The following is a 26067-nucleotide window of genomic DNA, read 5'->3' on the forward strand; positions in this document are numbered from 1 at the left end:
TCGTCGAGATCGGGGCCGCGTTAGGGGGCGGACGAATACCAACTCGACGTCGTGGGGATCGTTTCGTCTCAGTAACGGAAACATCGTCAGCGGAGAGCGATTCTCCGGGGAGTTGCGGGGCTACGACCTCGCCCAGGACCGCATCCAGGTCTTCGCTCCCGGAGGGAAATTCGTTCGAGCGGTGCGGACCGAGGGACATTGGCCCGGGTTCAGTCCAGGGAGCTCGATCGGTGTCTCGGGGAGCCGTCTGATCATCGCCTTTGCGGACTACAACGAGATCCCCGAGGGCGTCGCGCGCTGGCCGCAACGCCGATTGGCGACCCTGTCTCTCCAGGACGGGTCGGCGACCACGTTGCTGGACGTACCGGGCGAGGAACAGTTCGTCGAACGATTCGACCCGTCACGAGCGTCCATGTGGAAGCGTGGCTCGACCAGATGGCCGAGCAGAACATGACGTACAACAACTACACACAGGCGGAGGCGGACGCTCGGAGGCCCGAGTGGCGGGACCGCCCACGCGCGGAAACCCTCCCGGCCCTGCGCTCCCTGCACCTGGACGCCGAGGGCAATCTCTGGGTCGAGCGATACTTCGGTCCAGGCGCGGAGCCGTCCCCCTTCGAGGTCTACGCTCCCGACGGCACCTGGCTGGGCAGCGTCTCCATGCCTGCGGGGCTGGACCGAGGCGCCCTGGCTCCGCGTCTCGAGATCGGCGACGACTACGTGCTCGGCGTGTGGCGCGACGCGCAGGGCGTCGAAACTGTGCGCCTGTACCGCTTGAACAAGTAGGGTCGTCCGACCCCCGCGCAACCAAGCCGTCGCTGACCGTGTCCCCGGCAGGTAGTACTGAACCGTCCACGGGAGAGAGTCATGCGTCACGGGTGCCCCGGTCGTCTCCTCATGCAGTGGTTCCGAGCAGGTACGTGCTTTCCACTCCTGGCCATTGCCGGCGCCTGCGGTCAGGGTGACGCCGTGGGCCCGGGTATTTTCACGCCCGACCTCATCAGCACGGCAGCCGTGCCGCTTAGCGAGAGCAACGAAGTCGCGCTTCTTGCGGATGGGCGCACGGCCTGCGTAATCGACTCCTACGAGGGCCAGGTCCGCTGTGTGGACGGGGAAGGCACTGTCGCGGGAGTCTTCGGGCGCGAGGGGGAAGGTCCCGGGGAGTTTGGCAATCCTGGGGACCTCGCTCGTGGTGATGACGGAACGGTTGGAGTGGTGGATCCGGCATTGGGCCGCTTCTCGGTCTTCGAGGCATCGGGCGCCTACGTGTCGGATGTGCTGCTGCCGGACAGGCTGTTTGAGCCGCTCCCGTCGTTCGGCGCTGTGGTTTCAGGTTTGTCGCTGGACTACATGGCGATGCTCGGCGGCGAGACTTCCGGATCGCTGGTGACCCGGTACGACGTGAACCTCGCCTCCGGGCAGGTCGCGCGGCAGGAAGGGTCTCCGCGGGCGACGTGGGATGTCGAGTGCGGGCAAGTCATCTACGGCATCCCGGACCGCGAGGAGGGCTGGGTCTTCGTGGCCTGTGAAGGCCACCTGATCTTCGTCGGCGACACCGGCGACGCCACGGTTCTACGCGCGCCGATGTACGTCCCGGAACTCCCGGGCGAGCGTGACGTCGCACGTCGCGAGGAGATGCTCAGGGGCTTCAACAGGCGGCGGGGCTTCCCCATCTCCCAGGGCGTCGAGGAGCAGCTGGAAAGCTATCGCGCCACCCCGAAGAACTACCATCTGTCCACGGGCGAGCAGTTGTTCGACGACGCCAACCGCTACTGGATCGCCACCCAGCGCGACCAGCACGAATGGTCCTACCTGGACGTGTACGAGAACGCCGAATACGTCGGGTCGGTGCGGGTCAGGGATCGGCTGAGGAGCTTCGACCTCCTGGGGTCGACGCTGGTCGTGCTGGCCGACCGACTGATCGGGCCAGACGATGCCGACGGGATTCCGGATCGGGCGCTCGACTGGTACGACATCGGAGACCTGCCGTTCGGCCGGTGACAAGCCGCCTACTGATGCTGGCGGCAGCCCTCGCTGCCTGCGGGGAAGACACCGGATTCACCGGCGATGCCCAGGTCCGGATGCGGGACAGCGCCGGGGTGCGGATCGTCGAGTATGCGGGGATGCCGGAGGTCGAGGCGCCTTTCGCCATAGCGGCGGAGCCGGTGTACAGCCACGGGGTGGGTCAGGGCAACTACGCGTTCGAGCGCATCAACTTCGGCCGCCTCTTCCCGGACGGCGGCGCCGTCCTCTCGGACGAGTGGAGCAGCGAACTGGTCGTCTTGAGCCCGGATGGCACGACGCACGAGGTGCTTGCCGGACGGGGAGAGGGACCGGGCGAAGTCGCGTATGTCGACGCCCTGTTCGCGCCGGGGCAGGACAGCGTCCTGGTGGCCGACCGGCGCCTGGGCCGCGTCACGCTCTTCGCCGGCCGTTCGATCGCGCGCGCCGCCGAGCTCCATCGGTCAATCGGCCTCCGTGTGGCGGGCATCGGCTCATCCGGCGAGTTGCTGCTGGCGACTTCGGTGCTGTTCACCGCTCCCAACTTCCGGACCGGATTCGAAGGGGAATGGCGCCCTGGGCACATGGCCCGCGTCGACATGGAGACCGGCGCCCTCGACACGGTCGCGTCGTACGACTTCGTGACGCGGATCCCGCCGGAGCTCGAGTGGTGGGATCCGATCGAGGCGGTGGGCCAGGTCGTGGTCGCCAACCGACAGTTCGTCTACACGAGGTCCGACCGGCCCGAGGTGACCTGGCGTCTGCAGGACGGCTCCGTAACGCAGATCGTACGCTGGCAGGCCGAACCCGCCCCCCTGACCGGGGAACTGGTGGGGTCCGTCGAGGCCGCCCAGCGAAGGAGGACCCGCGCCGAGTACCGCAGCGTTCCCGAGTCCCGGTTCGAGGAGATCATGCAGGGGGACATGGCCGCCTACTCCGCCAGCGTCGGCCGGCCGATGCCGCTCTTCGGTTCGCCGTTCGCCGACGCCGAAGGACGCGTATGGCTGCCCTCTTACCGACCGGGCGGCTTCCAGGAAGGCGCGTCGCCGTACACCGTCATTTCCCCGCATGGGGAGTGGCTGGGAAGGATCGAGGCTCCGCCCGGATTCCGCATCCTCGATGTGACCGGCGAGTTCGTCCTCGGGGTGTTCCGGGACGAGATGGATGTCGAGAGCGTCGTGGTCTACGCGTTGGTGGAAAGATCCTCGATCCCCGCGCAACCAAGCCGCCGCTGACTGTGTCCCCGGTTCGGCACAACGGAACCGACCACGGGGAGAGAGTCATGGATCACGGCGGCCGCGGTTGTCTCCTGATGCGGTGGGTCCGCACAGGTGCCGTCTCTCCACTCCTGGCCTTGTTCGCTCTGCCGGCTTGTGGTTTGGCGGGGGAGCAGGCCGGCACGCTGCACTCGGATTCGGCCGGAGTGGCGATCGCCACCGCTGTTGAGCCGGTGTGGGGGCCCGGCGAGGGCTGGACCGTGGGTGAGCAGCCGCTGCTCGAAATCGGCAAGGCCATCGGGGATCCCGACTACCAACTCTACGGTGTCGTGGGGGCGGTACGCCTGAGCACGGGCGACATCGTGCTCGGGGACGGGGGGTCCGGCGAACTTCGCCGCTACGACCGGGACGGGACTTTCGTGTGGCGCGCGGCCGGTGAAGGCGAAGGGCCGGGCGAACACCGCTCCCTGTCCTTCGTGGGTGTGCTCGCTGGCGATTCCCTGGTCTCGTACGACAGGGCGCTGTGGCGCGTGCAGATCTTCGATGCGGACGGTGAACTCGTCCGCACGATCCGAGTGGAGCCGTCCTGGCGCGAATCTCGACCGCGATCGGCTGTGGGAGTGTCGGGGCGCCAACTGATCATGAACTTCACGGACGGTGCCTACGGTGGCGCCTGGCCGGAGGTGGACGGCGTCGTGAGATGGCCGGGGATCAGGATCGGCGCCCTCGATCTCTCGGACGGGACGATTCATGCGGTGTCGGATTTTCTCGGTCAAGAGGGAGTGATACGGCGCTCCGGCGAGGGCGTCGCGCACATCGGTTACGACTTCGGAAAGGGGCCACAGTTCGCCGTCGCTCCCGGGACGCTCGCCGCCGTCGATACAGAGGCGTTCCATCTACGGTCCATCTCCCTCGACGATGGCGAAACTACCCGGATCCTGCGCCGGGACATTACGCCGACTCCGGTCACGAGTGCGCACGTCGATGCGGAGATCGAGGAGTACATCGAGACGAACGCCACGTTCGGGGGCGTCTCGCGCGAGCAGGCGGAACAGATGGGACGGAGCCGCCGTGACGATCCCAGGGCCCCGACACTGCCCATCCTGCGCTCCATCCGCCTGGATGCGGTGGGCAATCTCTGGGTGGAACCGTTCTTCGGTGCCGGGATAGACGTCGGGCCCTTCCAGGTCTTCGCTGCCGACGGCACCTGGTTAGGCAGCGTCTCGGTGCCACCGGGGTTGGACCGGGGGTTCATCCCGGACTTCGCTCCGGGCCTGGAGATCGGCGACGACTACATTCTCGGCGTATGGCGCGACGCTCAGGACATCGAATACGTCCGCCTCTATTCCCTCGACAAGCCATGACCTTCCGAACCACGCGAACGATTGGGGCCGCTGGGGCCCTGCCGGTGGTCTTCTCTGCTGTCCTTTCTAGCGTCCTCTATGTGGCGTGCGCGGGCGGACCGGACGGCGGTGGGGGCCTGCGGAGCGTCGTCCGAGACAGCGCCGGCGTCACGATCGTCGAGAATGGGCGCCCGCTTCCGGAGTCGCGGCTGGGCTGGCAGGTCGGGCCGGAGGCGACGGTGTCGATCGGGACGGCCGGGGGCGATCCCGCGTACGAACTCTTCCGCGCCCTTGACGCGATGCGGCTTTCCGACGGACGGATCGTGGTCGCCAACGCGGGCTCCGGCGAACTCCGCGTCTTCGACTCCGACGGTGTCCACCTCGAATCGTGGGGAGGCCAGGGCGACGGTCCGGGCGAATTCGGCGTCATGGCTCCGGGGGGCCTGGAGCCGTGGCCGGGCGATTCGCTGATGGCCAGGGAGCCGTTCCAGAGCCGGATCTCCATCTTCTCCGTGGCTGGAACGTTCGGTCGCGCCCTCAGGTTGCAGCCGCAGAGCGGCTACCAGTCGGTGGTCGGCCCGCTCCCGGACGGGAGAGTCCTGGCCCAAACGCTGACGACATACTCGGGTGGCACGCCGGGCACCTCGGAGCTCACACGCCCGGACCTCGAATACGGGATTCTGGAGGCGGACGGGAGCGTACACCGGGACCTGGGCGTGTACCCGGGATCGGAACTATACGTCGTCACCACGGCCCAGGGGACGCGTGCCCGCGCCTACCCCTTCGATCGCAGCGCGTTCGCGTTCGTGTGGGGGGATCTGGTCGTGATGAGCACCAACGACCGCTACGAGATCCTTGCCTACCGGACGGACGGGTCGCTCGCGAGGATCGTCCGCCGCGACCACGAAGCCCGCTCTCCGACCCGGGCCGACCTGCGCGACGACGTGGCCCGGCGGAACCCCGGTCGCCCCGAGGCGCTCGACGCGGTCGCCGATATGCCGCTGGTTGACGCGTTCCCCGCCTTCAATCGCGTCGTCGTTGACCGGCTGAACCACCTCTGGGTCGAGGAATACAGACTGCTGGGTGAGGACCAACGCCTGTGGACCGTATTCGATCCCGTTGGCCGTGCCCTGGGGATGGTCGAGATGCCCGGGAGCTTCCGCGTCACGGAGATTGGCGAGGACTACATCCTCGGCACGCGGCGAGACGCCCTCGACATCGAGTACGTGGAGTCCTGGCCCCTCGACCGCTCCGGCTCATGAAGCCCGGAATCCCGGCAGGGATCGCGCTGCTCCTGGGCGTTGTCGCGTGTGCGGATGGCGGTTCCCCTGCGCCCCGGGAGGTCCCGGTCTGGGAGGGGTCGATCGACCTCGAGGTCGGCGAGGTCGAGGGGGAGGATCCCTACCTGTTCACGACCATCGGCTCCGTCGTGGAAGACGACCGCGGGCGGTTGATCGTCGCGGACTATCAGACCCACGAGGTGCGGGTGTTCGAGCCGGACGGCCGCTTCGCCTTCAGCTTCGGCGGCCAGGGGGAGGGTCCCGGCGAGTTGACGAATCCCTGCTGCATGACGTTCGGGCCCGCTGGGCTCCTGTGGGTGCGGGAGAGCATCCGCTACAGCGCGTTCAGACTCGACGGCGAAGGCGCGGAGTACGTGCGCGGCCTCAGGAGCGTCAACGCCTCCTTCAATCTGATCGCGCCGGTGACCTTCGACGCGGAGGGTCGGCTCGTGGATCTGGGGATGGCGGCTGGCGACACCCGGTTCACGCGCTTCCACCTGGGTCCGGGCGCGGCCGTGGATACGGTCACAATGGCGACGGCCGAGGAGCAGGCCACCGGCTTCAGTCCGGTCGACATCATGGTGGGAAATCAGGCCGCCAAGTTCTTCCTCTACCAGCCCTTCGGTCCGCGATGGTTCCACGGGCACGGGCCGGGAGGCTGGTGGGCCACGGCGGTCAGTTCCGCCTACGCGGTCACGCTTCACCATCCCGACCGAAGCACGTCGTTGATCCAGGATCCACTACAGGGACCGGAACTGACACCGGACGAACGGCGCCGTGCGCAGGCCCGGATCGACCAGGAGAAGGAGAGATTCGACCTGCGGGAACACCCGTTCGGGATTCCCGATCGCAAGCCGGTTCTCGCCGAACTCTTCTTCGATCGCGCAGGCCGGCTGTGGGTGGAGAAGACGGGTGTCGACGGACAGCAGATGCGTGAAGCCGATGTCTACCGCCAGGACACCCTGGTGGCGCGATACCGATGGCCGCGAGGCGTCAGCCACCTCGGATCTCCCTGGGTCACCGAGACGACACTCTATGGCACGACGCGCGACTCTCTCGACGTCTGGCGAGCCGCACGCGTCCGTTTCACTCGGATCCCGGAGTAGGAGGGACCCTTGGACAACGTCCGTGCGATCACGCGCTCGATACGGCGTACCATGACTGATGGCGGGGTCATGGCTACCGCCGTCCTGTGCATTGCGTGCGACGCCTCGCCTGGTGACCGGCTTCAGGACTTCTCCGTGCGCGACAGCGCGGGGGTCGAGATCGTCGAGAACCGCGGCGAGATCCCCGAGTTCATGCTGCCGCCGGAGCCGCAACTGCGCCTCGGCCGGCAGGACGGCCCGCCCCGGTATCAGATGTTCCGCGTCCCCGACGCCCTGGAATTGGACGACGGCTCCGTCGTTGTCGTGAGCCAGGTCGAGCCCCTGATCCGCATCTTCGCGCCGGACGGGACACTTCGGGCCTTCTTCGGCTCTCGGGGTGAAGGGCCACGCGAATTCGGGCTGCCGCAGAGAGTGTGGAAGGCGGGGGCGGACTCCCTCGTCATCTATGACTGGCGGAATCGAAGGCTCGCCTACTGGACGGCGGGCGGGGGCTTCCTTTCGGTCAGCCCGATGCGCCCCATCGCGCCGACCCCGATCGCCGGCGGGCGCTTCCGGGATGGGAGCGTCCTCGTCACGAGCATTGTGATGACGAGAGCGGACGATTTCACCTGGTCGCCGCTCATCGGGCTTCGCTACTCCGGGTCCGGAGCGCTCCAGGACACGGTCTTCAACGTCCCCGGTTGGAACCTTGGCCCCGTGGACATCGGGGGCGAAACCGTCCTCCAAAGCCGGCACTTCGAAGGTGTGGCCGGAGCGACGGCCGTCGAGGGGGCCATCGCGCTGACGCTGGGCGACGCGTACGAGGTTCGCATCCTCGATCCCGAGGGCCGACTGACGCGGCTGATCCGCTGGACGGGCCGCGACCGGACCGTCACGCAGGCGCATGTGGCCGCGGCGCGAGAAGAGGCGGTCCGCAGCGCGGCCACGGAGGAGGAGCGTCAGCAGGCGCTGAGGTTCTTCGACGCGAAGCCGGTCGCCGAGCAGTTCGGGACCGTGGCCGGGTCTCGGGCCGCCCCGGACGGCGGCTTCTGGGTGCGCGAGTGGCGACACCCCGGGGATCCGGAGGGTGAAAGCTGGCTTGCGTTCGACGGCGAGGGGCGTCTCCTCGGCCGACTCGCACTCCCGTCCGGACCCCGGCTCACTCGCGTTGGTCGCCAGCATCTGATCGTCATCGAGCAGGACGAACTCGACATCGAGTACGTCTCGGTATACGCGCTGCCGCCGCAGCTGAAGGCCGTTTCGCCGTAACGCCGGCGCTGCGGCGGGACGAGGAGGACGACAAGCATGAGTGTCTCGAAACGCTACGTGAGCCGGGCGGCGTTTCTCGCCGTCCTCTGCATTGGAATGACGGGCTGCGGCGGCGAGCAGGCCGGTGGCGCGGTCACGGTGAGGGATACGCTGCCCTCAGGGCTCGAGCGCGTCCTCAACACCCTTCCCCCCGATCCCGCCCCCACCTGGACTCTGGTGGAAGAACTGCGCGTCGGCTCCATGGAAGGTGACGGGCCGGATGTGTTCGGGTATCTGAAGGGCCTGGTCGTGCTGGACGGCGGAGGGTTCGTCGTCCTCGAGTCCCAGGTACAGGAACTGCGCGTCTTCGGTCCGGATGGCGCTCACGTCGCGACCCACGGACGCAAGGGGCAGGGACCCGGCGAGTTCGTGGACGCGAACGGTCTCATGCTCGGCCCGCGCGGCCACGTCTGGGTCCCGGATACGCGCAACGGGAGGATGTCGGTCTTCGATCCGGAGGACGGTTTCGTCGAGTCCTTCCCGTTCGCCGACGCGAACTTCAATGCGACCTGGAACGGCGCGATGGTAGAGGGGAACCGCATCTACCGGCCGTCTTGGGCGTCAGGGAACCGGAGGCTGCTTCGCGTCTACGATCTCAACATGAGACTCATGGACTCGCTACCGCTGCCGAGCGACCGCCCGGAAGGCGAAGAGTTCGATCCCGCGAGCCAGCCCGGCGCCTTCTACCAGGAGATGGGCGGCGGTTACATGGCGTACTCGATCCCGTTCTACCCGCACGAGGCCAGATACATTGATCCGCGAGGCGCGGTGTGGTCCACTTGGCGCGGAGAGCCGGAATACCGCATCAAGCGGTGGCAGCCGGGCGGTGACACGACGCTCCTGGTCGAGACCCGTCGACCCCCCGTCCCCGTCCCTGCCGTGGAACGAGATTCCGTCATCGACTTGATGAGGCAAATGCTCTCGAACATGGGCGTGGGTGAATGGGACTGGTCCCGGGTCCCCACCATCAAGCCTGCTGTCGAGGCCATCTTCGAATCAGCCGAGGGCAACCTGTGGATCCGGACCCCCTCCAACGGTGACGGGGTCCTGTTCGATGTCTACGCGAGGGACGTGGCCTATCTCGGCACGGCCAGCCTGAGCTCCGGCCTCAACCTCTTCGAGCAGGTCACCCCGGTCGTGCGCGGTGATCTGGTCTGGCTGATCGCGACGGACGAGTTGGACGTGCCCTACGTCATCCGCGCCCGAATCACGCCAGCGCACCGAGGTACACCATGAGAACCATGACTCTGACGGGGGTGTGCATCCTGGCCGCCGCTGCCGCCTCGTGTGGGGATGCCGACGAGGGACGCTCGGGCCTCGAGTCGGTGATCCGCGACAGCGCGGGCATCACGATCGTCGAGAACGAGGAACCCGCGCCGGAGACTCGTCTCGGATGGCGCATCGCGGAGTCGCCTACCCTCTCGATCGGCGCCTTCGAGGGAGACCCGGCGTACGAGCTGTATCAGGTCATGGACGCCGCGAGGCTTCCGGACGGCAGGATCGTCGTCGCCAACGCGGGCTCCGGCGAACTGCGGGTGTTCGACGCGTCCGGCACGCACCTCGCATCGTGGGGAGGCAGGGGCGAAGGGCCGGGCGAGTTCGGCGATTTCGCCGCTCCCTGGAGCGTCGAGCCCTGGCCCGGAGATTCCATTGCGGCGTCGGACCTGTATGCGAGAAGGATCTCCGTCTTCGACGCCCATGGAGCGCACGGCCGCACTTTCGTGCTGGAGGATCAATACTACCGCCTCATGGGCGTGCTGCCCGACGGAAAGATGTTCCTGGGTACCGTGCCCACTTTCGTTGCCGGCACCATGGGGACGGGAGTGGTCCGCCGGGAGATCGAATACGCAATCGCGTCACCGGACGGCAGCCTGCATGCGGCGCTCGGGACGTATCCGGCGTCGGAGTGATACATAGTCGCCGAAGAGGGCATGGCCGTGCACCCACAGCCCTTCCGCCACTCCGCCATCGCCCGCGTCTGGGGGGATCTGATCGTCATCGGCTCCAACGACGCCTATGAGATCCGGGCCTATACGACGGACGGCGTATTGGCGTGGATCGTGCGCCGGGAGCACGACGTTCGAAGTCCGACCCGGGCCGACGTCGATGACGCGCTGGCCGAGCGGTACGCGGACAACACCGAGGAAGAGCGGGCGGAAGCGCTGGCCGAGCTGAAAGACATGCCGCTCCTGGAGACCTTCCCCGCGTTCGGTCGGGTTCTGACCGACTCCCGCGGCTATCTCTGGGTGGAGGACTACCAGTTGCCCGGCGAGCCGGCCCCCCCGTGGACGGTCTTCGACCCCGAGGGCCGTGTGCAGGGTTTCATGGAGCTGCCATCCGATCTGAGCATCTTCGAGATCGGCGAAGACTACGTTCTGGGCAGGGTGTCCGACGATGTCGGAATCGAGCGCGTGCAGCTCTGGCCGCTTGACCGGTCCGACCGCTGATGGCCCGGCCACCGCTCGCTCCCACCCCGACCGGCGGCTAGTTTCGGCGCGCAGCTAAACCGCCTCGGATGTCCGGTATTCGCGGCGGAATCTCCCCACGCGAACTTCGTGACCAGAGGCGCGTAATACCGGCGTGATGAACGGCATCGAGCGCGAAAAGATCGGTCCGCTGACGCTGCGGGTGTGGGGGCTGCTGACGGCGCTCGCCGTGTGGGCCCTCTATCTGCTCACCATCGCGCCCACGACCGGCTTCTGGGACACCTCCGAGTACGTCACCACGGCGCACATCCTCGGGCTCCCGCATCCGCCCGGGAATCCGGGTTTCGTCCTCCTGGGGCGCGTGTGGGATCTGCTGCTCGGGTTCACCGGGCTCCCGGTCGCGCTGCGGATCAACGTGCTCAGCGCCACCCTTTCGGCGGGGGCGAGCTTCTTCTTCTTCCTCGCGGTGGCGCGCATGGTCGCGCATTTCCGCCGGAACCGGCACGAGGTGCTCATCGCGGCCATGGTCGCGGTGTGGATCGGGGCGACCGCCTTCACCGTATGGACCCAGTCGAACCTGAACGAGAAGGTCTACACCCTCTCCCTCTTCGTCGTCTCTCTCGTCAGCTATCTGGCGATGCTCTGGATGGACGAGGCGGACACCGCGCGCGGGAACCGGCTGCTCCTGCTGATCGCGCTCGTGCTCGGCCTGGGGTGGTCGAATCACACCATGTCGCTGCTGCCGGGGCCGGCCCTCGCCGTCTTCGTGCTCCTGCACCGCTGGCGGGCCGCGCTGAACCCGCGGGTTCTGGGGCTCGGGGTACTGCTGTTCGCGATCGGGTACTCGGTGCAGCTCCTCTTCGTCCCCATCCGTTCGGCGCAGAACCCGATCATCGACGAGGCGGATCCCGAGTGCCCGACAGTCGTGTCGGCGATCACACCCAAGCGCATCGACGATCGGTTCGGGAACAGCAAGCTCTCCGTGGCCTGCGAGCCGCTGGCCCTGTCGCTGATCCGGGACCAGTACGGCCCCGGTCCGATCACGCAGCGCCAGGCCCCGCTGACGGCCCAGTACGCGAACTACTGGCAGTACTTCGACTGGCAGTGGGCGCGGTCGCTGCCCCCGGCCGGGCGTCTCGCCGCGAGCATGATCTTCCTCTTCCTCGCCCTGCTCGGACTCTGGACGCACTTCCGAAGCGACCGGAAGACGTTCGTCTACGCGGGGACCCTGCTGTTCACCGTCACGCTGCTCCTCGTCTACTACCTGAACTTCAAGTACGGCTACTCGCTCTATGTGGAGGAGGTGCCGAACATCATCGAGCACGAAGTACGGGAGCGGGACTACTTCTACATCATCGGGTTCCAGATGTGGGGCATCTACGCCGGGCTGGGACTCGTGGCGCTGTGGGGGCAGTGGACCGGCCCCCCGCGGCCGGATCCGACGCGGAGCTACCGCAACGCGGAACCGGACGAGCGGCCGGCCGGGTTCGGCCCGCGGCACCGGAAGGCGGCGCCGCTGCTCGCGGTCGCCCTCATCCCCCTCTTCTTCAACTACTCCCGCGCCGACCGGACGGGGGACAGCGCGGCCCGCGACTGGGCGTACAACATCCTCCAGTCCGTCGAACCATACGCGGTGCTGTTCACCAACGGGGACAACGACACCTTCCCGCTCTGGTATCTGCAGGAGGTCGAGGGAATCCGGCGCGACGTGACCGTGATCGTCCACTCCTATCTCGGCACGAACTGGTACCCCAAGCAGCTGCGGGCTCTGACGACACCGTGCGAGCCGGGGCAGTCGTCGGAGGACTCACCGACGACGATCGTGTGCCAGCGGCCGTTCGACGGGGAGAACGCGGCGAGCCCCTACGCTGACATGGACCTGACCCCGCCCGCCCGCTCGATCATCGCCCTCAGTGACACAGAAATCGACGGGCTCGGGGCGGCGGGGTTTGCGGTCCCGCAGGACACCGCGTTCCGGCTCTCGAGTTGGGTCACCGGGACGGTGCGGGGCGGCGACACGATCCTCTACCCCGACATCCTGGTGTTTCACATCGCCCGGCAGGCGCTGGGCGACCGGCCGGTCTACTTCGCCGCCACCGCCCCGCCCGTGTACGGAAAGTGGGGGTTCCAGCCGCACCTCGTCCGGCACGGGCTCGCGTTCAAGCTCGTGGACGCCCCGCTCGAACCCTCCGAAGATCTCGTCGACCTGCGCGAGTACATGCCGAACACGGTGTCGCCGACCTGGAACGACCGCGCGCGCACGGAGGACCTGCTCTGGAACGTGTTCCGGGTCGAAGGCGTGCTGGACTGGGAGGAGTGGCCCGAGCCCTCCACGGCGTCGAGCATCCCGGCCCAGTACTACCTCGCGTACTTACTCCAGGGGATGACGGAGGAACACCTCGGGGACGGGGAAGCCGCCGAACAGGCCTACCAGCGCGCGGACCACTTCGGCCGGCTCGCCGGCTTGGGAGGGCCCCGGAACTGAAGCCGGCAGCGGGACTCCAAAGCGTCCCGGGGGCGACGCGATTGGACGCTGGGACGCCATGGTATTCCGGATCGCCCGGCAGTCGTTGGGTGACCGGCCGGTGTATTTCGCCGGGACCGCGTCGCCCGTCTGGGACAAGTGGCAGCTCCAGCCCCACCTGGTGCGCCACGGCCTCGCCTTCAAGCTCGTCGACGGCCCGCTCGAAGTCTCCGGGAATCTGGTCGACTTACGCGAGCAGTTCCCGGATTCGGTGATGCCGACCTGGAACGACCCGCGGGGGACCCGTGAACTCCTGGAGGACGTATTCCTGGTCGACGATCTCCTCGAGTTGGAGGAATGGCCCGAGCCGTCAACGCGGTCGAGCATCCCGCTCCAGTACTACCTGGCGCACGCCGTGCAGGGGCTGACGGAAGAAGTGCAGGGAACGGCCGAGGCGGCGCAGGAGGCGTACCGCCGCGCGAACCACTTCGCGCGGCTTCTCGGCGGCGGCTAGAAGGGGCGGAGCGCGCCCAGCAGGGTGACGATGAGGATCAGCACGCCGTTGATCGAGCCGACGATCGCGTTCGTCTTCCGGAACTTCACGAACGAGGCGCTGTCCTTTCCCGCGTTGGCCGAAGCCTCGGAGGCGCGCACGAGGCGGCCCGAGTTGGGAATCTGGATCGCCACCGCCAGAGCGAAGGCGATAAGGCCGAGCACCTGCATCTGGAACTGCCAGTGGGGTGTGAGCCGGAAGACTCCGTAGCCACCCATCCCGGCGAGACCGAAGCCGGCGATCGTGGTCAGCAGCATGCCGAGGAGCCCGGGGCCCCTCAGCAGCCGGTGGCTGGCGCGGTAGGCGAACGCGATGATGGTTCGGTCGCCCGTCTGGTTCGCGCGGACGGCGAACAGGGCGATCGACAGGGTGACGCCGAACCACAGCGCGAGGCCGATCAGGTGCAGGAACAGCATGACTCCACGCATATCCATGCGGCCAAAGTCCGCGCCGCGAGGGTGCGGGTCAAGGGACGCGGCCCGGGCGCCTGAGCGGCCGCGTTTGACGAACGATGGGGTCGGCGGGCAACGTCCGGCATGAGCACAGTTACCCGGACGGCTACGCAGACGATGGAGACGGCGCTCCCCGCGTCGCTCGAGCGCGAACTCGAACGGCTGCTCGGCGACCGGTTCACGACCGGCGAAGCGATGCGCCGCCAGCACGGCGAGGGCGAGTCGTTCCACGCCAACCAGCCGCCCGACGCGGTGACCTTCCCGGAGACGACCGCCGAGGTGTCGGGGATCGTGCGCGCCTGCCACGACCACGACGTCCCCGTCATCGGGTTCGGGGCCGGGACCTCGCTGGAGGGGCATGTGGCCGCGCTGCGCGGCGGGGTGACGATCGCGACGAGCGGGCTGACGCGCCTGGTGGAACTCAACCCCGAGGACATGGACTGTCGCGTCGAGGCGGGGATGACGCGGAAGGGGCTGGAGCATCAGCTCAAGGGGACGGGTCTCTTCTTCCCCATCGATCCGGGCGCGGACGCCAGCCTGGGCGGCATGGCGGCGACGGGCGCCTCGGGGACGACCACCGTTCGCTACGGCGCGATGCGCGAGAACGTGCTCGGACTGACCGTCGTGCTCGCGGACGGGACGGTGATCCGGACGGGCGGGCGGGCGCGGAAGTCATCGGCGGGCTACGACCTCACGCGGCTCTTCCTGGGCTCCGAGGGGACGCTCGGCATCATCACCGAGGTCTTGCTCCGGCTGCACGGGATTCCGGAGGCGATCGCGTCGGCGGTGTGCTCCTTCCCTACGCTGGCCGATGCGGTGGACGCCGTGATCTACACGATTCAGAGCGGCGTGCCGGTGGCCCGCGCGGAACTGCTCGACGACGTGCAGATGGACGCCGTGAACCGTTACTCGGACTTCGACTATCCGGTTCGTCCCACGCTCTTCTTCGAGTTCCACGGGACGGCGGCCGGGGTCGAGGAGCAGTCCTCCGAGGTCGGCCTGATCGCGAAGGAACTGGGCGGGACGGACTTCGCCTGGGCCACGCGGGCCGAGGAGCGGTCGCGGCTGTGGGCGGCGCGGCACGAGGCCTACTACGCCTCGCTCGCGCTGCGGCCCGGTTCCCGCGGGTGGGCGACGGATGTCTGCGTCCCGATCTCGTCACTCGCAGATTGTCTGCTCAAAACCCGCGAGGACATCGACGCCGAGGGCCTGCTGGCGCCGATCGTCGCGCACGCGGGGGACGGAAACTTCCACGTCCTGTTCATCATCGACCCGGACGACGCCGAGGAGATGGCCCGGGCGAAGCGGGTGAACACGCGCATGATCGAGCATGCGATCGCGGTCGGCGGGACGTGTACCGGCGAACACGGGGTCGGTTTCGGCAAGATCCCGTACCTGAGGGCGCAGCATGGCGAGGCGGTCGACGTCATGGGCTCCATCAAGCAGGCGCTCGACCCGAAGGGCCTCATGAACCCGGGAAAGGTGGTCGCATGACGATCGACAGCGGCGTCGGGCGTGGCCGGCGAACGGAGGGTGGCCGGCGGACGGCGTGGGGGCTGGTGACCGCGTGGCTGGTGACCCTCGCTTTCGCGGCATGCGCTTCCCCCGAGAGCGGGGAACAGGCGGTGGGGGCGGGAGAGGTCGCGGACCTCGTCATCCTCGGCGGCCGGGTCATGGACCCGGAGACGCGGCTGGACGCCGTGCGCGATGTCGCGGTCTCCAACGGACGGATCACGGCCGTCGCGGAGGGGGGCGTCTCGGGCCGGGACACGATCGAGGCGGCCGGGCTCGTGGTGGCGCCCGGGTTCGTCGACCTGCACGCGCACGGACAGGACACCGTGAGCGCGAAGCTGCAGGCGCTCGATGGCGTGACCACGGCGCTCGAGATGGAGATCGGCGTGTATCCGGTGGCCGAGTGGGTCGCCTCACGCGAAGGGACGGCGCCCATCCACTTCGGAGCGACCGTGAGCCACCCGGGCGCGCGCGTGAAGCTGATCACGGGCGTGGACGTGGGCCACTCGACGATGACGCCGCCGGGGGAAGCCAGCGCCTTCGAGTCCGAGGCGGTCTACGGGGCGCTCGACGACGACCAGCTCCTCGAACTCAACGGGCTCATGGCCTCCGGCCTGGAGGAGGGCGGACTCGGGATCGGGTTCGGCATCACGTACACGCCGGGTGCGTCACGGACGGAGATCTACCGCGCCTTCCAGCTCGCGGCCGCGCAGGGGGCCCCGGCCTACGTCCACATCCGCGGCGAGAACTCCGGCGGCACGCTGGGAGCGTTCCAGGAGGTGATCGCGAACGCGCTCGCGACGGGAGCCTCGCTTCACATCGTCCACATGAACTCGAGCGCGGACGAGTTGGCGCGCACGACGCTGGAGATGATCCGCGGGGCCCGCGAGCGCGGGATCGACATCACGACGGAGTCCTACCCCTACACGGCGGGATCGACGCGGATCGAATCGGCCCTGTTCGACTCCTGGGAGGGTCTGACCGATGAGGAATACAGCCGCCTGCAGTGGTCCGGGACGCCGGAGCGCCTCAACGCCGAGAGCTTCCAGCGCTACCGGGAGCAGGGCGGCTGGGTCGTGATCCATGGGAGGAACGAGGAGACGAACGAGTGGATCGTCGCGCAGCCCGACGTCATCGTGGCGAGCGACGGGATCCCGTACCTCTACGCCGCGATCCATCCGCGTGGGGCCGGGACCTACTCGCGGGTCCTCGGACACTACGTCCGCGAGCGGGGGGCGCTGAGCCTCATGGACGCGCTCGCGAAAATGACCATCCTGCCCGCGCAGCGAGTCGAGGGGTTCGCGCCGGTCATGGCGCGGAAGGGCAGGGTGCAGGTGGGTGCGGACGCGGACCTCACTGTGTTCGATCCGGAGACCATCATCGACCGCTCGACGTACGCGGATCCGGCGGCGCCCTCGGTGGGGGTGATGTACGTCCTCGTCGAGGGGACCGCGGTGGTCCGGGACGGGGAGATCGTGCCCGGCGTCTACCCGGGCCAGCCGATCACCAGCGGCACCCGGTAGCGCCCGGCTCTCCCGAATCTCGTCCCCGCGGTGACGTTTCCCCTCGCGCTCGCAGCCGTCACGCTCGTCCTGTGGGTGGGCGTCGCGCTGACCGTCATCTACAGCGAGCTCAAGGTGCCCAGGCTCGACGACGTGGAGCCGTCCCGCGCGGACGAGCCCCCGCCTCCCCGTCTCTCCGTGATCGTGGCGGCCAGGAACGAGGAACGGTCGGTGGAGCCGGCGCTCCGGTCACTGCTCGCCCTCCGCTACCCGGACTTAGAGGTCATCTTCGTCAACGACCGCTCCGCGGACCGCACCGGCGCGATCGCCGGACGATTGGCCGGCGAGGACGCCCGGCTCTCGGTGCTCGAAGTGAAGGAACTTCCCGCCGGCTGGTTCGGTAAGAACCACGCCGCCCAACGGGGTGCGGATGCGGCTGTGGGAGAGCTTCTGCTCTTCACCGATGGCGACGTCCGCTTCGCGCCGGACGCCGTGGCGCTTGGTGTGCGGCACCTCATCCGCGAACGCCTCGACCATCTCAGCGCGGGCCCTCGAATCGCGGTGAGCGGCACGATGCTTCAAGCCTGCATGATCGCCGTCCGCCTCTGCGTCTCCGCAACGCTGCGTCTCTGGCAGGTCCGCGATCCTCGGAGTTCGGCCTTCATGGGCGTAGGCGCCTGTACGCTCATGCGCGCCGAGTCCTACCGCGCCATCGGAGGCCACCGAAGCGTCGCTCTCCGGCCTGACGAGGATCTCAGGATGGGTCAGCTCATGAAGCTGTCGGGGATGCGATCGGACTTCCTCAACGGCGAGCGGATGATCGCGTGCCCCTGGCATGATTCCCTCCGCGGTCTCGTCAGGGGGACCGAGAAGAACCTCTTCGCCGTGCGGAACTACCGTCTATTGGAGACGTTGGCCGCCAGCGCCGTGCTGTTGTGGCTTGCGGTCGCTCCCATCGTACTGGCACCGCTGCTGCTGGCAGCCGGTGAGATCCCGCCCGCGGCCGTCTTCGCTGCCTCCCTGCTCATCAGCTGGGTGCCGGCGTTGACCGTCTTAAGGGATGACGCCTACCCCTGGTGGACCGGCCTCCTCCTTCCGCTCGCCATCGTGGTCGTGATGTACGCGCTGTTGCGCTCCACGATTCTCACCATGGTGCGTGGGGTCGGGTGGGGAGGGCCTCCGGTCCCTCTGTCGGAACTGCGCGCGGCGCGGATTCGGCCAGGAAGAGGGCGCCGGAAGGCGTAGCGCCGCTCAGCGGCGGCCCGGCCCGTCGCCGTCAGAGACCGGCCAGCGACCTCAGCTCGGACGTAAGTCGGGACCGGACTTCGGCATCCCGGCACAGCACGAGGATCGAATCATCTCCGGCGACCGTCGCGACGACGCCATCGATGCCGGACTCGTCGATCGCGACCGCGACCGCGTTGGCGCAGCCGCTCAGCGTGCGAATCGCGAGCAGCGCGTCGCCCGGGCCGATCTCCAGCGCGAACTCGCTCAGGGCCGTCTCCAGCACGCGCCGGGGGTTCGGCGGCGCACTCTCGGGCCCGGGACGGGTGTATCGCGGCCCGGCGGCTCCGGGCAGCTTCACGATTCCGAGGCGCTGAATGTCCCGCGACAGCGTAGCCTGGGTCGTCGAAACGCCCTCGCGCGCGAGGGCCCCCACGAGTTCGGTCTGGGTCTGGATCGGCCGTTCGTCGATGATGCGCAGGATCGCGCGCTCACGCGCTCTACGGAGCATGGGCCTCATCCCAGCACCTCGTCCAGCAGCCGCTCCTCGAGATAGGCGCGGCGGATGGGCGGGTCCGGGCGGTCATCGAGCCAGCGCTCCAGTTCCGCCACTTCCCGGTCGGCGGTCTGGAGCTGCTCCAGCACGCGACCGGGCGCCGGCCCGCCCGGCGAGTCGTGCGCGGTGACCGCGGCTGCCGGGCGCAACACCTCGTGCACGTCATCCCCCGCCATGGGGCAGCACGCCCGCAGCGTCTCGAGGTCCAGATCCCACAGCTCCACGCCCGCCCCCTCGGCGATCCGCACCGCCTCGCCCACCTGGTGGTGCGCGGTGCGGAACGGAACGCCGCGTCGGACGAGGTGGTCCGCGAGCTCGGTCGCCGTCAGCATGCCGCCGGCCAGCGCCGCCTCCATCGCATCCGTCCGGTACACCACCCCGCGGGCGATCGCGATGGCGGCCGCGAGCGACCAGTCCGCGGTGTCGAGCGAGTCGAAGAGCCGCTCCTTGTCTTCCTGAAAGTCGCTGTTGAAGGTGAGCGGAAGCCCCTTCACGAGCGCGAGCAGCGCCGTCACGTTGCCGATCGCGCGCGCCGACTTGCCGCGCAGGATCTCCGCCGCCTCCGGGTTCTTCTTCTGCGGCATGCTGCTGCTGCCCTGCGACACCGAGTCGTCCAGTTCGATGAAGCCGAACTCCCGCGTGGACCAGAGGACGATCTCGTCCGCCCAGCGGGACAGATGCACGAGGAGCACCGCGCACGCGTAGGCCGCGTCGAGCACGTAGTCGCGGTCGCCCACGATGTGCATGCTGTTCGCGAAGGTGCGGTCGAATCCCAGGAGGGCCGCGCAGCGCGCCGGGTCGATGGGGAACGAGGAGCCCGCCAGCGCCCCCGCCCCGAGGGGCGATACCCCCGCCGAGTCGTGCGCGGCCTTGAGCCGCTCCGCATCGGAGCGCAGCGCGACCACATGGGCCAGCAGGTGGTGTGCGAGGCTGACCGGCTGGCCCCGCTGCAGGTGGGTGTAGCCGGGTAGGAAGGTCTTCCGGTACGCGGCCGCCTGCCCGGTCAGCACGCGCTGCATCCCGGCCACTCCGGCGAGGAGGTCCTCGAGGCGCTCGCGCACGTAGAGCCGCAGGGCGACTGCCGTCTGGTCGTTCCGGCTCCGCGCCGTGTGGAGCCGCTTGCCGGCCTCGCCCACGCGCTCGACGAGCGTGCGCTCGATCCAGCTGTGCACGTCCTCGTCGGGCCCCTCGACCTCGAGCCGTCCGGTCTCCACCTCCGTCAGCATCCGGGACAGCCCGGACAGGATGAGGTCGCTGTCCTCCTCGTCCAGGATCCCCGTCTCCCGCAGCATCCGCGCGTGCGCAAGACTGGCGAGGAGGTCGTGCCGGACCAGCCGGCGGTCGAAGTGCAGCGAGCCGGTGAACTCGTGAATCACCGGATGGAGCGGGCCATCGAAGCGCCCGCTCCAGAGAACGTCGCCGGGCGTCCCCGTGTCGGGTCCGTCTACGTCGGACGCCACGGGCCGGTTACCCAGGGCTTTCTAGCTTCGAACGGATGCCAGCGGTCGGCCGGCTCGCTTCGGCGGGGTCGCCGGGGCGTGAGCCCCCAACCCGGAGGCGATGTCGCCGGCGATGCCGGCGTCGACGGAAGCCTGGGCCCGGACTCGCGCGGCCAGGCTCGAGGGCAGTCCCCATAGCCGGACGAACCCGCCCGCGTCCGCCTGGTCGTAGACCGAGTCCTCCTCGAACGTGGCGAGATCTTCCCGGTACAGCGAGAACGGAGACGTGCGCGCGACCGCTGTCGCCTGCCCCTTGAAGAGCCGCATGGTCACGTCGCCGGTCGACGTCTCGTGCGCCTGATCGAGGAACGCGTCGAAGGCGCCGCGTAGCGGCGAGAACCACAGGCCCTGGTAGACCAGCTCCGCGTACCGGTCGCCCACGCTTCGCTTGAAGCCCGCCGTGTCGCGGTCGAGCGTGATCGATTCCAGGTCCGCGAGCGCCGCCAGCAGGACCGTCCCGGCCGGCGTCTCGTACACCCCGCGGCTCTTCATCCCCACGAGCCGGTTCTCCACGAGGTCGACGCGCCCCACGCCGTGGGCTCCGGCCCGCTCGTTGAGGCGACCCACCAGGTCCACCGGATCGAACCGTACGCCGTCCACCCCGACGGGAACCCCCCGCCGGAAGGTGATGACGACATCTTCCGGCGTATCCGGCGCCTCGGTCGGGGCCACCGTCAGCTCGCGCAGGTCGTCCGGCGCCGCCGCGCCCGGGTCCTCGAGGATGCCGCCCTCGAAGGACGTGTGCCACAGATTGCGGTCGATGCTGTACAGCTTCCTCGGACTGCCCGGCACGGGGATGTTGCGCTCCGCGGCGTAGGCGAAGGCGTCCTCCCGCGACGTGATCTCCCACTCGCGCCACGGTGCAATGACGGTCAGATCGGGGGCCAGCGCCTGGTAGGCGAGTTCGAAGCGGACCTGGTCGTTGCCCTTCCCGGTGCAACCGTGCGCCACGGCGTCACAGTCGAACTCCCGCGCGACCTCGACCTGCGCCGCCGCGATCACCGGCCGGGCCAGCGATGTCCCGAGCAGGTAGCGGCCCTCGTACACGGCCCCCGCCTTGAGCGCCGGCAAGGCGCACTCGGTCAGGAACCGCTCGCGGAGATCCACCACGCGGCACGCGATCGCGCCCGTCGAGAGCGCCTTGTCGCGGATCGCCGCGAAGTCCTCCTTCTGGCCCACATCCACGATGGCCGCCACGACCTCGCAGCCGTAGTTCTCCCTCAGCCACGTCATCATCACCGAGGTGTCGAGGCCGCCCGAGTACGCCAGTGCGACCCGCTTCACGTCTGCCTTCTTCATTCGCTCGATCCCGATCTTCTGATCCACCGTTCCCTTCCAGGCCGGCGGAATTACATACAATGGAATGAATAAAAATGCAACAGGGCGTCCCCGCCCGAACGAGCGGAGGCCTCTCCGGCGGTGTGTCAGGCGGAACCGGTGGCTCGGCCGAGTCCTTCTTCCCCCTCGTCCCCTGCGTCGCGGTCCTGGAGGCTGCGGACGGTGTGGCGGCGGTGTCGAAGCGCGATGATGGCGTCGGAGGCTGCCGATGCGGCGGAGAGCGTCGTCGTGTACGGCACGCGGCGGGACACGGCCGCCCGTCGGATCATGTAGTCGTCATGCAGCGCGTGCTTGCCGAGCGGCGTGTTCAGGAGCAGTTGCACCTCGCCGGAGACGATGCGGTCGAGGAGGTTGGGCCGCCCCTCGTGCACCTTGAGGATCCGTCTGCACGGCACGCCCCGCGTCCGGAGGTACTTCGCCGTGCCCTCCGTTGCGAGGATGTCGAAGCCGAGTTCGTGGAAGCGCCGCGCGATCGGCACCATGTTCGGCTTGTCCTCGTCGTGCACCGTGATCGCGACGGCCCCCTCGGTCGGCAGCCCCTGATAGGCCGAGATCTGGGACTTGGCGAACGCCATCCCGAAGCTGTCCGCGTACCCCATGACCTCCCCGGTGGAGCGCATCTCCGGCCCGAGCACCGTGTCCGCGTCGGGGATCTTGTCGAAGGGGAGCACGGCCTCCTTCACCGAGACCTGGTGCGGCACGAGTTCATCCCCGAGGCCGAGGTCCGCGAGCTTCACCCCCGCGAGGACGCGGGCGGCCACCCGGGCCAGCGGAACCCCCGTCGCCTTGCTCACGAAGGGCACGGTCCGGCTCGCCCGCGGGTTGACCTCGAGCACGTAGACCGTCTTCCGGTGGACCGCGAACTGGACGTTGATGAGTCCCCGGACATCGAGTGCGAGCGCGAAGGCGCGCGTGAAACGCCGCATGGCCTCCATGTCGACATCCCGCAGCAGGTAGGGGGGCAGCACGCAGGCGGAGTCGCCCGAATGGACGCCCGCGTCCTCGATGTGCTGCATGATTCCGCCGATGACGACCGTCTCCCCGTCGCACACGGCGTCGACATCCGCCTCGAACGCGTCTTCGAGGAACCGGTCCAGGAGCACCGGGTGCTCCGGCGAGGCCTGTACGGCGCGGACGAAGTACTCCCGCAGCGAGGTCGGGTCGTACACGATCTCCATCGCCCGGCCGCCCAGCACGTAGCTGGGCCGGACGAGGACCGGATACCCGATCTTGTCCGCGATCTTCAGCGCTTCGTCGATGCTGGTCGCGGTCCCGCCCGGCGGCATCGGCACGCCCAGCTCGCGGCACAACTCGTCGAAGCGGCGCCGGTCTTCCGTGCGGTCGATCGATTCGACGCTCGTCCCGAGGATGGGGACGCCTAGCTGCTCCAGTTTGCGGGCCACGTTGAGCGGCGTCTGACCCCCGAACTGGACGATGACGCCCTCGGGCTTCTCCTGCTCGACGATCGCGAGTACGTCCTCCACCGTGAGCGGCTCGAAGTAGAGCTTGTCGGAGATGTCGAAGTCGGTGGAGACCGTCTCGGGGTTCGAGTTGACCATGATCGTCTCGAACCCCTCCTTGCGGAGCGCGAGGGAAGCCGAGACGCAGCAGTAATCGAACTCGATCCCCTGACCGATGCGGTTCGGACCGCTGCCGAGGATGACGATCTTGCGGCGCTCGGAGCGCTCGGATTCGTTCTCTTCCTCGTAGGTCGAATAGAGGTACGGCGTGGCGGCCGGGAACTCGCCCGCGCAGGTGTCGACGGTCTTGTAGACGGGCACGAGTCCCGCCGCCCTGCGCGCCTCCCGCACCTCGGCCTCCGGAATGCCGCGCAACGCCGCCATCTCCGCGTCGCCGAAGCCGATGCGCTTCATGCGTTCGAGGTCTTCCGGGGTGAGGTCCGCGGCCGCCGCGAAGGCTTCGCCCTCGCGCACCAGTTGCTCGAGTTGCGACAGGAACCAGGGGTCGATCCGCGTGATGTCGTGGACTTCGGCCACGGAGAGACCGGCCTGGAAGCCGCGGTAGAGCTGGAACGGCCGCTCCGGCGTCGGGGTGCGGATCGCCGCCCGCACCGTGTCGGTCCGGTCGTCCTCGAGGCGGTCCCCGTCCGGCTCCGGGGCGGGCAGCCACCCCGCCCGGTCGTTCTCGAGCGCCCGGAACCCCTTGAGCCAGGCCTGCTGGAACGTCCGGCCGATCGCCATCACCTCGCCGACCGCCTTCATCTGCACGCCCAGCGTGGCGTCCGCCCGCGGGAACTTCTCGAACGCGAAGCGCGGGATCTTGACCACGATGTAGTCGAGCACCGGCTCGAAGCAGGAGGGCGTGACCTGCGTGATCGCGTTCGGGATCTCGTCGAGCCGGTAACCGACGGCGAGTTTGGCCCCGATCCGCGCGATCGGGAACCCGGTGGCCTTCGAGGCCAGCGCGGAGCTTCGCGACACCCGCGGGTTCATCTCGATGACGAGCATCTGCCCCGTCGTCGGGTGAACGGCGAACTGGATGTTGCAGCCGCCCGCGTCGACCCCGATCTCGCGGATGCAGGCGATCGCCGCGTTCCGCATGGCCTGGTACTCGCGGTCCGAGAGCGTGAGGGCCGGAGCGATCGTGATCGAGTCTCCGGTGTGGACGCCCATGGGGTCGAAGTTTTCGATCGAACACACGATGACGACGTTGTCCGCCCGGTCCCGCATCACCTCCAGCTCGAATTCCTTCCAGCCGATGACGCTGCGGTCGATGAGCACCTCTCCGATCGGCGACGCCCGGATACCGGAGCGGACGAGGTCCTCGAACTCCTCCCGGTTGTAGGCGGTGCTCCCGCCCGTCCCCCCGAGGGTGAAGGAGGGACGGATGATGGCGGGGAAGCCGGTCTCCTCGACCAGCGCCAGCGCCTCGTCGAGCGAGCGCGCCAAGCCGCCCGCCGGCAGCTCGAGTCCGATCCGCGTCATGGCCTCGGAGAACTGCTCCCGGTCCTCGGCGAGCTGAATCGCGCGCACGTCGGCGCCGATCAGCTCCACGCCGTGCTCGTCCAGCACCCCCAGTTCCGCGAGTTCGAGCGCCACGTTGAGCGCGGTCTGGCCACCCATGGTCGGGAGGAGCGCGTCGGGTTTCTCGACCTCGATCACCCGCCGCACCCAGTCGGCCGTGAGCGGCTCGATGTAGGTCGCGTCGGCGATGTCCGGGTCCGTCATGATCGTGGCGGGATTCGAGTTCACGAGGATGACCCGATATCCCTCCTCCCGAAGCGCGCGACAGGCCTGCGTCCCGGAGTAGTCGAACTCGCAGGCCTGCCCGATCACGATCGGTCCGGAGCCTATGAGGAGAATCGAGGAGATGTCGTCGCGGCGTGGCATCGGGCGCGCAAGCTATACGCTCAAATGGGAGATCGCAGCCCCCCGGCGGGGCTACCTCATGAGGAGCGAAATCTCTCGCAGGATCCAGAGTGGGACCGCACGTCCGTCACGGAGGGCGGGAGCGAAGATCAGGGCGCCGGCGGCCCGCTCCGCCGCCGCGTCGAACGCGGAGTTGTCGGACGAGGTCTGGACCACGATGGCGTCGACGCGCCCATCGGCCCGGACCAGGAGCCAGAGGTTGGCCGCCGTGCCCGCGTCGAGGTCCTCTGTGCGGATCACCGGGAGAAGGGTGGTGGCGAGCAGCGCCTCGGCCTCGGTGTCCCATACGAGGCGGGGACCCTCGTCGTAGGAGATGTAAGTGGGACCCGACGCCCGGAGCTGCTCCAGTTCCGTCTCCGCATCGGGCCCTGCCGCGGAATCACGCAGGGCGGCGGCCGCGGTCGAGTCACGCTGGGCGGTGGCCAGGGAGTCGCCACGGGTGGCAGTGGCGAGGGAGTCCCGCCGGCCGGCGGTCGTCGATTCTCTCAGCGCCGCCGCGGCCGCGGTAGCCGAGTCACGCCTTCCGGCGGCGGCGGCGAGCGAGTCGCGTCGTGCGGCGACCGAGCGCGAGATCCGCCGTGCGGCGGCCAGCATCGAATCACGTCGCGCCGCGGCCCCGGCCTCGCGTGATACGGCGGTGACCGAGTCCCGCCCGCCCCCCTCGATCGAGTCCGCGACGGCGGCTTCTATCGAGTCGATGATGGCGGCGGTCTCCGGGGAGACGAACCCTTCGTCCGGCTCCACCTCGCTGCGCGGCGGGAGAGCTTCCGCGGGCGGCGCCGGCGCGGGTTCGGGCGGCTGCATCATGCGCGGGAGGAAGCAGGACGCGATCGCCGGCGTCGCCAGGATCACCGCGAGAACGCGGGGACCCCGGCGCCTCGCCCGGTTCGCGGGGTTCACGGGTCCCGGCATGTGCCG

21 protein-coding genes are annotated in these 26067 nt (G+C 68.8%); 15 read left to right on the forward strand and 6 right to left on the reverse strand.

Annotation, left to right across the window (positions count from 1 at the left end):
* Window positions 1-414 precede the first annotated feature (414 nt).
* The 12 genes from ACPXY0_RS17170 (at window position 415) to ACPXY0_RS17225 (ending at window position 13638) form a co-directional block, all read left to right on the forward strand.
* Window positions 415-786 (forward strand): hypothetical protein, encoded by a 372-nt coding sequence (locus ACPXY0_RS17170; protein ID WP_423926672.1) that lies wholly within the window; start codon window positions 415-417, stop codon window positions 784-786.
* 183 nt (window positions 787-969) lie between these two features.
* Window positions 970-2001: a hypothetical protein gene (locus ACPXY0_RS17175; protein ID WP_423926674.1), complete on the forward strand. Its 1032-nt coding sequence runs from the start codon at window positions 970-972 to the stop codon at window positions 1999-2001.
* The gene (locus ACPXY0_RS17180) at window positions 1998-3236 is read left to right on the forward strand and encodes a hypothetical protein (RefSeq protein ID WP_423926676.1); all 1239 of its coding nucleotides are present in this window, start codon (window positions 1998-2000) and stop codon (window positions 3234-3236) included. Before ACPXY0_RS17175 ends, ACPXY0_RS17180 begins: the two co-directional genes overlap by 4 nt.
* A 188-nt stretch (window positions 3237-3424) precedes the next feature.
* Window positions 3425-4582 (forward strand): hypothetical protein, encoded by a 1158-nt coding sequence (locus ACPXY0_RS17185; RefSeq protein ID WP_423926678.1) that lies wholly within the window; start codon window positions 3425-3427, stop codon window positions 4580-4582.
* A complete protein-coding gene (locus tag ACPXY0_RS17190; RefSeq protein WP_423926680.1) occupies window positions 4579-5823 on the forward strand; it encodes a hypothetical protein in 1245 nt (414 codons plus the stop codon). Before ACPXY0_RS17185 ends, ACPXY0_RS17190 begins: the two co-directional genes overlap by 4 nt.
* Window positions 5820-6947 carry a 6-bladed beta-propeller gene (locus tag ACPXY0_RS17195; RefSeq protein ID WP_423926682.1) on the forward strand — a complete coding sequence of 376 codons (1128 nt, stop codon included), beginning with the start codon at window positions 5820-5822 and terminating at the stop codon, window positions 6945-6947. Before ACPXY0_RS17190 ends, ACPXY0_RS17195 begins: the two co-directional genes overlap by 4 nt.
* A 69-nt stretch (window positions 6948-7016) precedes the next feature.
* Window positions 7017-8195, forward strand: a complete 1179-nt coding sequence (locus tag ACPXY0_RS17200; RefSeq protein WP_423926684.1) for a hypothetical protein — start codon at window positions 7017-7019, stop codon at window positions 8193-8195.
* A gap of 36 nt (window positions 8196-8231) precedes the next feature.
* On the forward strand, window positions 8232-9470 hold the full coding sequence (locus tag ACPXY0_RS17205) for a hypothetical protein (RefSeq protein ID WP_423926686.1): 1239 nt from the start codon (window positions 8232-8234) through the stop codon (window positions 9468-9470).
* Window positions 9467-10144, forward strand: coding sequence for a hypothetical protein (locus tag ACPXY0_RS17210; protein WP_423926688.1), 678 nt, complete (start codon window positions 9467-9469; stop codon window positions 10142-10144). The genes ACPXY0_RS17205 and ACPXY0_RS17210 overlap by 4 nt, the downstream gene beginning before the upstream one ends.
* Window positions 10145-10165: 21 nt before the next feature.
* A complete protein-coding gene (locus ACPXY0_RS17215; protein ID WP_423926690.1) occupies window positions 10166-10681 on the forward strand; it encodes a hypothetical protein in 516 nt (171 codons plus the stop codon).
* Window positions 10682-10817: 136 nt separating this feature from the next.
* Window positions 10818-13145 carry a DUF2723 domain-containing protein gene (locus ACPXY0_RS17220; RefSeq protein WP_423930729.1) on the forward strand — a complete coding sequence of 776 codons (2328 nt, stop codon included), beginning with the start codon at window positions 10818-10820 and terminating at the stop codon, window positions 13143-13145.
* 58 nt (window positions 13146-13203) lie between these two features.
* Window positions 13204-13638, forward strand: a complete 435-nt coding sequence (locus ACPXY0_RS17225; RefSeq protein WP_423926692.1) for a hypothetical protein — start codon at window positions 13204-13206, stop codon at window positions 13636-13638.
* Here ACPXY0_RS17225 and ACPXY0_RS17230 read toward each other — a convergent pair.
* Window positions 13635-14093 carry a DUF2269 family protein gene (locus tag ACPXY0_RS17230; protein ID WP_423926694.1) on the reverse strand — a complete coding sequence of 153 codons (459 nt, stop codon included), beginning with the start codon at window positions 14091-14093 and terminating at the stop codon, window positions 13635-13637. The two genes, ACPXY0_RS17225 and ACPXY0_RS17230, sit on opposite strands and share 4 nt — an antisense overlap.
* 120 nt (window positions 14094-14213) lie before the next feature.
* On the opposite strand from ACPXY0_RS17230, the gene ACPXY0_RS17235 reads away from it, so the two are divergent.
* The 3 genes from ACPXY0_RS17235 to ACPXY0_RS17245 are packed head-to-tail and all read left to right on the forward strand — an operon-like array spanning window position 14214 to window position 18388.
* The gene (locus tag ACPXY0_RS17235; RefSeq protein ID WP_423926696.1) at window positions 14214-15623 is read left to right on the forward strand and encodes an FAD-binding oxidoreductase; all 1410 of its coding nucleotides are present in this window, start codon (window positions 14214-14216) and stop codon (window positions 15621-15623) included.
* Window positions 15620-17164: an amidohydrolase family protein gene (locus ACPXY0_RS17240; RefSeq protein WP_423926698.1), complete on the forward strand. Its 1545-nt coding sequence runs from the start codon at window positions 15620-15622 to the stop codon at window positions 17162-17164. The genes ACPXY0_RS17235 and ACPXY0_RS17240 overlap by 4 nt, the downstream gene beginning before the upstream one ends.
* Window positions 17165-17194: 30 nt before the next feature.
* Entirely contained in the window at window positions 17195-18388 is a 1194-nt protein-coding gene (locus tag ACPXY0_RS17245; protein WP_423926700.1) for a glycosyltransferase, read from the forward strand.
* Between the two features lie 31 nt (window positions 18389-18419).
* Here the strand turns inward: ACPXY0_RS17245 and ACPXY0_RS17250 are convergent, their stop codons facing one another.
* From ACPXY0_RS17250 to ACPXY0_RS17270, 5 genes are all read right to left on the reverse strand, one after another.
* Window positions 18420-18878 (reverse strand): arginine repressor, encoded by a 459-nt coding sequence (locus ACPXY0_RS17250; protein ID WP_423926702.1) that lies wholly within the window; start codon window positions 18876-18878, stop codon window positions 18420-18422.
* Between the two features lie 5 nt (window positions 18879-18883).
* Window positions 18884-20383, reverse strand: coding sequence for an argininosuccinate lyase (gene argH, locus ACPXY0_RS17255; RefSeq protein WP_423926704.1), 1500 nt, complete (start codon window positions 20381-20383; stop codon window positions 18884-18886).
* A gap of 21 nt (window positions 20384-20404) precedes the next feature.
* Window positions 20405-21721 carry an argininosuccinate synthase gene (locus ACPXY0_RS17260; protein ID WP_423930731.1) on the reverse strand — a complete coding sequence of 439 codons (1317 nt, stop codon included), beginning with the start codon at window positions 21719-21721 and terminating at the stop codon, window positions 20405-20407.
* Window positions 21722-21846: 125 nt separating this feature from the next.
* A complete protein-coding gene (gene carB, locus ACPXY0_RS17265) occupies window positions 21847-25110 on the reverse strand; it encodes a carbamoyl-phosphate synthase large subunit (protein ID WP_423926706.1) in 3264 nt (1087 codons plus the stop codon).
* 51 nt (window positions 25111-25161) lie between these two features.
* The gene (locus ACPXY0_RS17270; RefSeq protein WP_423926708.1) at window positions 25162-26061 is read right to left on the reverse strand and encodes an energy transducer TonB; all 900 of its coding nucleotides are present in this window, start codon (window positions 26059-26061) and stop codon (window positions 25162-25164) included.
* Window positions 26062-26067: the final 6 nt, after the last annotated feature.

The sequence above is a fragment of the Candidatus Palauibacter sp. genome, assembly GCF_965237495.1.
In the GTDB taxonomy this organism is placed as follows: Bacteria; Gemmatimonadota; Gemmatimonadetes; order Palauibacterales; family Palauibacteraceae; genus Palauibacter.

Coding starts and splice junctions, on each gene's coding strand:
- ACPXY0_RS17190 (WP_423926680.1), top strand. CDS start 4,579: ATGACCTTCCGAACCACGCGAACGATTGGGGCCGCTGGGGCCCTGCCG.
- ACPXY0_RS17195 (WP_423926682.1), top strand. CDS start 5,820: ATGAAGCCCGGAATCCCGGCAGGGATCGCGCTGCTCCTGGGCGTTGTC.
- ACPXY0_RS17200 (WP_423926684.1), top strand. CDS start 7,017: ATGGCTACCGCCGTCCTGTGCATTGCGTGCGACGCCTCGCCTGGTGAC.
- ACPXY0_RS17205 (WP_423926686.1), top strand. CDS start 8,232: ATGAGTGTCTCGAAACGCTACGTGAGCCGGGCGGCGTTTCTCGCCGTC.
- ACPXY0_RS17210 (WP_423926688.1), top strand. CDS start 9,467: ATGAGAACCATGACTCTGACGGGGGTGTGCATCCTGGCCGCCGCTGCC.
- ACPXY0_RS17215 (WP_423926690.1), top strand. CDS start 10,166: ATGGCCGTGCACCCACAGCCCTTCCGCCACTCCGCCATCGCCCGCGTC.
- ACPXY0_RS17220 (WP_423930729.1), top strand. CDS start 10,818: ATGAACGGCATCGAGCGCGAAAAGATCGGTCCGCTGACGCTGCGGGTG.
- ACPXY0_RS17225 (WP_423926692.1), top strand. CDS start 13,204: ATGGTATTCCGGATCGCCCGGCAGTCGTTGGGTGACCGGCCGGTGTAT.
- ACPXY0_RS17230 (WP_423926694.1), bottom strand. CDS start 14,093: ATGCTGTTCCTGCACCTGATCGGCCTCGCGCTGTGGTTCGGCGTCACC.
- ACPXY0_RS17235 (WP_423926696.1), top strand. CDS start 14,214: ATGAGCACAGTTACCCGGACGGCTACGCAGACGATGGAGACGGCGCTC.
- ACPXY0_RS17240 (WP_423926698.1), top strand. CDS start 15,620: ATGACGATCGACAGCGGCGTCGGGCGTGGCCGGCGAACGGAGGGTGGC.
- ACPXY0_RS17250 (WP_423926702.1), bottom strand. CDS start 18,878: ATGCTCCGTAGAGCGCGTGAGCGCGCGATCCTGCGCATCATCGACGAA.
- ACPXY0_RS17260 (WP_423930731.1), bottom strand. CDS start 21,721: ATGAAGAAGGCAGACGTGAAGCGGGTCGCACTGGCGTACTCGGGCGGC.
- carB (WP_423926706.1), bottom strand. CDS start 25,110: ATGCCACGCCGCGACGACATCTCCTCGATTCTCCTCATAGGCTCCGGA.
- ACPXY0_RS17270 (WP_423926708.1), bottom strand. CDS start 26,061: ATGCCGGGACCCGTGAACCCCGCGAACCGGGCGAGGCGCCGGGGTCCC.